Source organism: Rhodopirellula bahusiensis, from assembly GCF_002727185.1.
GTDB classification, from domain to species: Bacteria; Planctomycetota; Planctomycetia; order Pirellulales; family Pirellulaceae; genus Rhodopirellula; species Rhodopirellula bahusiensis.
Genome location: NZ_NIZW01000005.1, coordinates 1 through 7,557 on the forward strand (window position 1 = coordinate 1; position 7,557 = coordinate 7,557).

8 protein-coding genes are annotated in these 7,557 nt (G+C 54.9%); 7 read left to right on the plus strand and 1 reads right to left on the minus strand.

The features are described 5' to 3' along the window. The 7 genes from CEE69_RS07840 to CEE69_RS07875 all read left to right on the plus strand — a co-directional run. Positions 1-728, plus strand: a 728-nt coding sequence (locus CEE69_RS07840) for an IS91 family transposase (RefSeq protein ID WP_199169824.1), incomplete at its 5' end; no start/stop codon positions are given. Between the two features lie 282 nt (positions 729-1,010). Next, positions 1,011-1,658 (plus strand): hypothetical protein, encoded by a 648-nt coding sequence (locus CEE69_RS07850; protein ID WP_007336059.1) that lies wholly within the window; start codon positions 1,011-1,013, stop codon positions 1,656-1,658. A 121-nt stretch (positions 1,659-1,779) separates the two neighbouring features. After that, positions 1,780-2,142 (plus strand): hypothetical protein, encoded by a 363-nt coding sequence (locus CEE69_RS07855; RefSeq protein ID WP_143549182.1) that lies wholly within the window; start codon positions 1,780-1,782, stop codon positions 2,140-2,142. A gap of 303 nt (positions 2,143-2,445) precedes the next feature. After that, the gene (locus CEE69_RS31950) at positions 2,446-2,673 is read left to right on the plus strand and encodes a hypothetical protein (RefSeq protein WP_143549183.1); all 228 of its coding nucleotides are present in this window, start codon (positions 2,446-2,448) and stop codon (positions 2,671-2,673) included. 125 nt (positions 2,674-2,798) lie between these two features. Further along, the gene (locus CEE69_RS07865; RefSeq protein WP_099260187.1) at positions 2,799-3,122 is read left to right on the plus strand and encodes a hypothetical protein; all 324 of its coding nucleotides are present in this window, start codon (positions 2,799-2,801) and stop codon (positions 3,120-3,122) included. A gap of 134 nt (positions 3,123-3,256) precedes the next feature. Next, positions 3,257-3,742, plus strand: coding sequence for a hypothetical protein (locus CEE69_RS07870; RefSeq protein ID WP_099260188.1), 486 nt, complete (start codon positions 3,257-3,259; stop codon positions 3,740-3,742). Between the two features lie 122 nt (positions 3,743-3,864). After that, entirely contained in the window at positions 3,865-4,386 is a 522-nt protein-coding gene (locus CEE69_RS07875; protein WP_233215029.1) for a hypothetical protein, read from the plus strand. Between the two features lie 169 nt (positions 4,387-4,555). On the opposite strand, the gene CEE69_RS07880 is transcribed toward CEE69_RS07875, so the two are convergent. Beyond that, the gene (locus tag CEE69_RS07880) at positions 4,556-6,028 is read right to left on the minus strand and encodes an IS110 family transposase (protein WP_199169825.1); all 1,473 of its coding nucleotides are present in this window, start codon (positions 6,026-6,028) and stop codon (positions 4,556-4,558) included. Positions 6,029-7,557: the final 1,529 nt, after the last annotated feature.

The following is a 7,557-nucleotide window of genomic DNA, read 5'->3' on the forward strand; positions in this document are numbered from 1 at the left end:
ACGTGCATCTGCATGTCTTGGTTTCTGCCGGCGGACTGACTGAAGACGGAACGTGGGTCGCTGCCAAGAAGAAGTGCCTGTTGCCCCGCAAGGTTGTGATGACCAAGTTCCGTGGCAAGTTCAAGGCGTTGCTGCGAGAGATGGTGGTCGCTGGCAAGATCCAATTGCCACCGGGTTGGACACGCAACCAGTTCTATGCGTTGCTTTACAAATTGAGTGACCCTTGGAACGTCAAAGTCTTTGATGCCTATGCAGGTGGCGCCAGTGTCGTGACCTATCTTGCCCGCTACCTGCGTGGCGGTCCGATCGGGAACTCACGGTTGCTCGAGGAACGTGATGGGCAAGTTGTGTTTCGATACCGCCTCAGTGAACTCGAAGGGGGCGACGGAAAGCGACAAGCCGTGACTCGCCTGCCAACCTACACTTTCTTGCTGCGTTGGCTGGAACATGTTCCGCCGCGTCGCTACCAATGCGTGCGCGGCTTTGGGCTCTACAGTGGGAACCAGCACTCAGGGCTTGTGCAAGCGCATCAGACACTCGGCGGCTGCTACGATCCAGGTTCCGAGGAACCGAAGACATGGCAGGAAGTCTGTGACGCCGCTGGAATGGACCAAGCTTGTCGCTGTCCTGAATGTGGGACGCTGCTGGTCAGCCACCATTCATTCCATCCGGGGCGTTCTCCACCGAGTTCCGCGTTTGTCACACGAACCCTTGGACAGATCGCATGATGCGTTCTTCGACACGACCGATTCTTCCACCGACGATACCGAAGGTGCATTTTCAGCTCGGCTTGAGTCCACTCCAAAGCGTGGCGATTGCCTTGCTGAGCGACCGCGTCACCGATAAAACACTAAGACGACAGCGGCTCGACGTAGCACGGGCCCCGGCGGCACAGTACAACCAAGTCGTTGCACCCGCTTAGCATCACGCCTGCTAGCAAGCGTAAAATTTTTTCGTTGCTAAGCAGGTGAACTCAATCGTTATGCGTCTACGCGCTAAACCGTTATGAAATGCCAGAACGAATTGAACGCACTGGATCGACTGACCTCACTGACTCTGAACTGCTGATCCTTGACAAGGTCGCAATGCTGGGCGGGATTCGATCGATGTATTACAACGACATCTTTCCGTATCAATTCAACTACCCGGAACACGGGCTCGATGACGAAACACTCATCACCACATTGGATCGGCTTGAATCTGATGGAGTCATCACTGGTGAACCATCCAAGAATCGCCATGGAAAACCAGATCGAACTATTCGTGTGACTGAACACGGTGGTGTGATTTGGGAATCAGAACGGAGACCCGATTGGACTCGCTACGTAACCGAGAGCTACGGTTCATCGCGTCCTGAATCTGAGCGGCATCGAGTAACTGTTTTTGGACATTCACGACCGATATGTCAGGCTTTCTTTGATGCGGGCGTTCAATCTGGATTTTTTGACTATCGCGGTGGCCGAGTCGGAAGCGCGTTCGGGAACCGAAATCTGATATACTGGCGTCCTGTCGAACGGGTTTTCATGCTGTCTGCCTGGGTTGAATCTTGGCAATCGGCGACTGATTGGGGACACTTCGAAATGAAACGGTGTTGGTGGCGATTCGCAGACGAAATTGGAAAACTTTGGGATTGGTCACCGGCACAGATCGACGCATAACCATGCAATCAACCGAAGTCGCGGAGCCGTCGTTTTTGACAATGGAAAATCAATCGCCGCGACTCGGTTATCGCGGTCGTTATTCGACTGAAATCCAATCGCTGTTTACTCGTTGCAAGCCGTGGACACCAAATCGAACTCAACGCTTCGCTTCACTGCTGTCACGCTGCTGGTTTTTTCGACCGCGTACACCCTGGCATTGACCGCACTGCCGGCGATGCACCTTGTCGCAGCATCCGGCGTAGTCCTGCTGGTGTGGTTGCTTTTTTCAGACCATCGGCCCATCACGCTTGCATTGGCGGGGCTTCCCGTTCTAGATTTACGTCGACTGATCATTGTGACCATTGCCGCTGGGATCGGTGCTGGCTTAGGCATTCCGTCGATAGACGTTGCCAAACACGATCGCCGGAGTCGCGGCGCGCATGCGGTCGTTGCACCGAACACGCCTATACTTACTCATGACCGAAACGAAACTGGCGAATAACCATCGCATGCAACGGAGGACGGGTGGTTCGTTTTCTCGTCTGCTTGCAAGTCTTTCGCCCGTCCCCGTTGATGCGTAACGTTATCCGAATGAAGACCGCTGATGCGATTTGACCTCGCCACACTTATCGCGTTTTTGACTGCCTCAGCATTGCACATGGGAATTTTCAATCGCCATCCGGTCGCCGCTCTTTCTTGTGCAACATTTACGATGTCGCTGTTCCTAGCTGTGCGTTGGGTTCGTAATGGGACGCCGTGTGGGGCCAAATTAATAGGGGCTTGCACTCTTGCAGCCTTCGCGTGGATGATGACTTTCGTCGTCGCAACGATGATCGCTCATGCCGCGTACTACACGCTTGTGTCCGGGTGGCCCTCAAGCGAGAATTCATACATCGACGTGCCGACGGCTGTCGTCCTGATTGTACTGATGTATGGTGGAGGTGCCGCCGTCGGCGGTTTTGCGATTGGTGCAATATCGGCTGGATTGGCTCGCTCCGGTGTCATACGCACGGCATCCCAGGCTGACGGATAACCATGGCGTGCACACGGAGCGGGGCTTGCGACCGGATTTGAAATGGACAACTTTACTCTCCCCGCCCGGTGACGCCGGACGTTATTTGCACTTGATATACCCCTACTCCAAACGCTGCAAACGGAATGGACGCCGAATCCTGGAAAAAGCACATCCAGTTCTTCTTAACGCCGCACCCCGTTTACCACGAGGCGGGCGAGGACATGTATGTTCCGCGCGAAGGGTACACCGTGGCATCCATATTCACAGGTGGCCTCCGGATCGTTGGCGACACCGAGACGCTCGAGGTCAACTACAACAACCCGGACTTGCTCATTCTCTCATTGAACACCACGGCCACGAGCCACATCTATCGATTCGACTGGGATCACCTCGTTGCATTCGAGCTCGTGCGCGACAATGAAGCGGACGACGACTTGCCATGGCCACCTCGCATCTCGATGAACTGACAAGCAAATAACCAAGGAATGCACCGGAGCCGGGTGAGGCGGTTTCAGCTAGTCGAGACTCCATCGGTCCGGCCCGGTGATTCCAATCGTTACCCGACTGAAGTGCACGCCAATCTGTGTTGACTATGTTCTCAATGTCAATTCGAGACACTGATGAACACGTCCTTGCTCCAACCATCAATGATGTTGAGCGATTTTTGGCACGCATGACGTTTGCACCCGACTACTTTCTCGAAGTCGATGGCGACGCCGGCATGGACGGCGGTGTCACGTTGCACGGTGCTACCGATGGGATCGCACTAATTGGATCGGAGGACTCACTACGCGGTTGCTACGCGTTCATGCTTGTTGATCCAAGCAAACCGTTTTCACCGCGTACTGTTTCAATACACGACGTCACGGATGCGAATGTCTGCGACTCGATTCCCGACATGGCAACCATAATTCGGACCTATGCCGCATCCGGTGATCTTGAACGCGCCTTCTCTTGGTCGCTCAACATTTCAAATGGCACCGCCATGGCATACAATTGCAGGCTCAATTGTGGTGACGATCGACCGTTGACCACAATCTTGGATTTGGGGCCTGACCTTTCTCGTTGGCCGGAATACCGCGGGTAACCATGCCGTGAACCGGAGGACGGCATCAGGCGTTTACAAATGGAAAATCAACTCGCCGTCCCCGGTTACGGCTACCGTTATCCGACTGAAATCCGATTGTCTTCCTTCCCCCGAGAGCCGAAATGAACATCAGAACCTTTGCGATGCTTTCCACACTGTCGATCCTTACGACCAATGCTGCGATGGCTGACAACCCCGTTGCCTTTCGTATCGGAGAGGCCCAGTTCTTCAACGGTGACAATGTGACCATTGAGTCGGTTACCTCATCCGGCGACGGATTCGAGGCAGGTGCAACAATTACGGTTACCGGAACCTACACGCTGAACTCAACGGATGAAGCGAGGCTATGCTTCTACACGACGCGAAACCCGAAGCCCAACGATCCAGCGGAAATCTCGACTGAACTTGATTCACAACGGATGAAAGTGAAACGCGGAACGAACGCCTTCAAGCTGTCTAAGGTAGCGGCCGGCGACGGAGGCCCTCACATCACCTTCTATGGTCCTGAATCGGCGTTTGGTGGCGTCTATTTCGGCGATGAGTCGAACGTCTGGATGAAGAAGGGATGGTCGTATGATGCGCCCAAATCCGTTCCCGCTAGGCCTGCAATCGGTGGATCTCCAGGAACAACAGGTATCCAGTGAGTGTTGCCATCGTTGATAGTGACGATGGCTGGTCGAAGGGATTGTCAACGTGCTTTGGTTGTTGTGCGATGATGTGTTTTTGGACGCTTTGGGTGACACCCAGATGTACCGGTAGCAGGCTCGCTTGCTGGCGAGTCGATTGATTCATTCTTGATGTCGGCGGTGGGCGCTAAAGTGCTTCGCTCGGAATCAGCTCACAACCCAGTGCTTCGGCACGACGCTGTAGGTTTCGAATCAAGCGATCTTGGTAGCGTGCGTCATATGCCTCGGCTCCGATGTCTTTGTAGGCTCGGCCCGTTTTGATCATGTTGTAAATGATGATCGCAAGTTTGCGAGCGATCGCTGTTACCGCACTGGCTGCACCGTCACGACTCTTGATCCGACGACCGAACGCCCCCAACGCACACTTCGATCGCAGTAACGTTTGGGCGCAGACTCGAAGCGATTGAGCGACTCGGTTGCCACTGCGATGGGTCGGGCTTCTGCCCTTCTTCGGTGCCTTTCCGCCACTCTTGAAGACTTCCGGACACAGGCTCAGCCAGCTCACGAAGTGCTTCTCGGTTGGGAAGGCGTCGACGTTGGTGCCGATCTCCGAGACAATCTCCAAAGCCGAATGACCTTTGACGCCGTCGATTTCCGTTAGGTCCACGCCCAGCATTTCATAGAGCAGTTTGCGGGTGTCGAACTTGGGCTCATTGACGCGTTTGCTGCGTTGCTTGCTGCGAGGCAACTTGGGCAGCGGTTGGCCGTCAGACTTGTCTTCGAACTGCGAGAGATAGCTTTCAATTTCGCGATCAACTTCGACCATCTTCTGGTGAAAGACTCGGTACATATCGACGCTCTGGCGAAGTGAGAACAGGTGCTCTTGCCGATAGTTACCCTGCAAAGCCAATGCAATCGTCGCCTCATCGTTCTTGCACTTCTCGTTTCGAAGTGCGGCCAACTTGTGCGGATCACGCTCGCCGTCAAGGATCGCCCCGATGATCAGCATGCCTGTCACGCCGCAGATATCGCTGATCACACCGGTCAACTTCAAGTTCATTTGCTCCATCGCCTTTTGCATCCGCTGGACGTAGCGTGCACAATCCTTCGTCAGCGTTTCGCGTTGACGCATATAGCTGCGAAGCACGACGATCCGGTCTTCAGGACGGAACGACCCGGTCAGCAAGCCAAACGTGTGAAGCGTTTGGATCCATTGACAGTCCAAGACGTCGGTCTTGCGGCGAAACTTCTTGACTTGGCTGGGCTCGACCAAGATGACGTGAAAGCCGCGTTGCTCAAGCAGTTCAAACAGCGGGATCCAGTAAACGCCGGTGGACTCCATCGCGACGGTTTCGATCTTGCAAGCGGTTAGCCAATCGGCAATGGCTTCCAAGTCGGCGGTGAACGCCCCGAACGATTTCACGTGTCCCGTATCATCTCGTCCTTCTGGCACCGCGACGTAGTGAACTCCCGAGGCGATGTCGATTCCCGCGGCATGGAGGTTCACCTTTTCCATGTCCTTGATTGGCGAGGGCGCGTTGTCAACTGGCAGCCCCGATCGCGGCGGCAGGGTCTTGCCTTGCTCTCCAAGAGGCAGCTTGTTGGTGGCCCGCTTGTTGACGGCACCGTTTTGCTTGTACCGATCCTTTTTGCGTGGCATAATTGAATCTCCGAGTGTGAGCTTGGAAATTAGAAAGCGCGGATCGGGCGTACTCGACATACCGGTCGTTAGGTTCTCCAGCGAGGTCGTGCTGGCCTGCGAAAACAGACCAGCGCGCCATCAGTGCCAACGTCAAGAGTCGAGCAGGACCAAGATAACCAGCGGGCTATGTGACGCTGAAGTGTCACACGCACCAATCCGCAAACGGTCTCCGCGACCCGATCCGCGCTCTCTCAGTTTAACGAATCCCAAACCACTGTTCCTCTCACGCCACCCCGAGACAGACGCCTCGTGATTTAGATAACCATGTGATGCACGCGGAGTCGGGCTTGCGGGCGACTTGGCAATGGCAAAATTTTCTCTCCCGACCCGGTGATCACTACCGTTATCCGACTGACCGATGGGCGCTCGCACCTGCATGACCAATCCATACACACCACCTGCTTCCAGCGCGGCAACGCCAGCGAACGACCGAGATGCAATCAAGGCTCGCGTGTCACGCCCTGCGACTGCCCTTATCGTCATGGCGTCGATCCAATCCGTTTTCGTCGCAATCTACCTCGTCTCGGCCGTTGTCGTCGTATCTCGCGGTGGCTCCGTATCGCATGACTACGTTGGACTATCCATCGGCTGCCTTCAATTTGCGTGTCTCATGCTTATTGCGATCGGTGCCGCCAAGCTTGGGTTTCTTGAATCACACTTCATGGCTCGACTCGGCTCTTCTCTTGCTTGCATTCCATTTATCACACCGTTCATGATCGTTGGCATCCCTTTTGGTGTCTGGTCACTCCGCCTTTTGGCTGATCCGAACGTTCGGGCATCCTTTCCAAACACGTCCCCCACCTCGACCCAAGATGGCGGATAACCATCACATGCACCGAAGTCGGGCTTGCGGGCTTTTTCAAATGGAACATCAACCGTCCCGACTCGGTGATGTGTACCGTTATCCGACTGAGATCACATGAAGGTTCACTACTGCTGGCGATGTGACGCGGATATGCCAATGCTTGAGGAAGACGAGATTGACGTGCTCTCAAGAGCCCACGCCGTAAAATCGTACACCGACCCCTCGCGAGCAATGACGATACTGGATGCAAAGGCTGGTTCGCGTGGGTTACCTACGCCTGTCCGGCCAAACGGCGATGAACCAGCCATGGCCCGGGCACTGTGGCACGTGATCGCGTGCTACCATATGTTCACCGGCGTTTTACTTGACTCACCAAATTCGGTTTGGCATCATCTCGTTACGGCACATGGGCCACCCTGTTGTTTCTGCGGTCGATTGTTGCGCACACCCCAAGCGACGACATGCGTTTCGTGCGGTCGACGCGTTACTAGTTGACCCCAAGCTGGCGGATAACCATCGGATGCACCGGAGCGGCGGTGGTTAGCGTTTTCGCAATGGCTTAATCTTCCGCCGCCGCCCGGTGATCCGTACCGACTATGAAGTCCTAGGTTTGACAAGTGGTTTTTGTCATGTGGTTTCGATTTCTTTGTTTACATCGTGCCGGTACTTGATTGGTTTGGCG

What these genes read in the sequence shown, in the direction of transcription:
- CEE69_RS07865 (WP_099260187.1), top strand. Translation starts at nt 2,799, where the DNA reads ATGGACGCCGAATCCTGGAAAAAGCACATCCAGTTCTTCTTAACGCCG.
- CEE69_RS07870 (WP_099260188.1), top strand. Translation starts at nt 3,257, where the DNA reads ATGTCAATTCGAGACACTGATGAACACGTCCTTGCTCCAACCATCAAT.
- CEE69_RS07850 (WP_007336059.1), top strand. Translation starts at nt 1,011, where the DNA reads ATGCCAGAACGAATTGAACGCACTGGATCGACTGACCTCACTGACTCT.
- CEE69_RS07880 (WP_199169825.1), bottom strand. Translation starts at nt 6,028, where the DNA reads ATGCCACGCAAAAAGGATCGGTACAAGCAAAACGGTGCCGTCAACAAG.
- CEE69_RS07875 (WP_233215029.1), top strand. Translation starts at nt 3,865, where the DNA reads ATGAACATCAGAACCTTTGCGATGCTTTCCACACTGTCGATCCTTACG.
- CEE69_RS31950 (WP_143549183.1), top strand. Translation starts at nt 2,446, where the DNA reads ATGATGACTTTCGTCGTCGCAACGATGATCGCTCATGCCGCGTACTAC.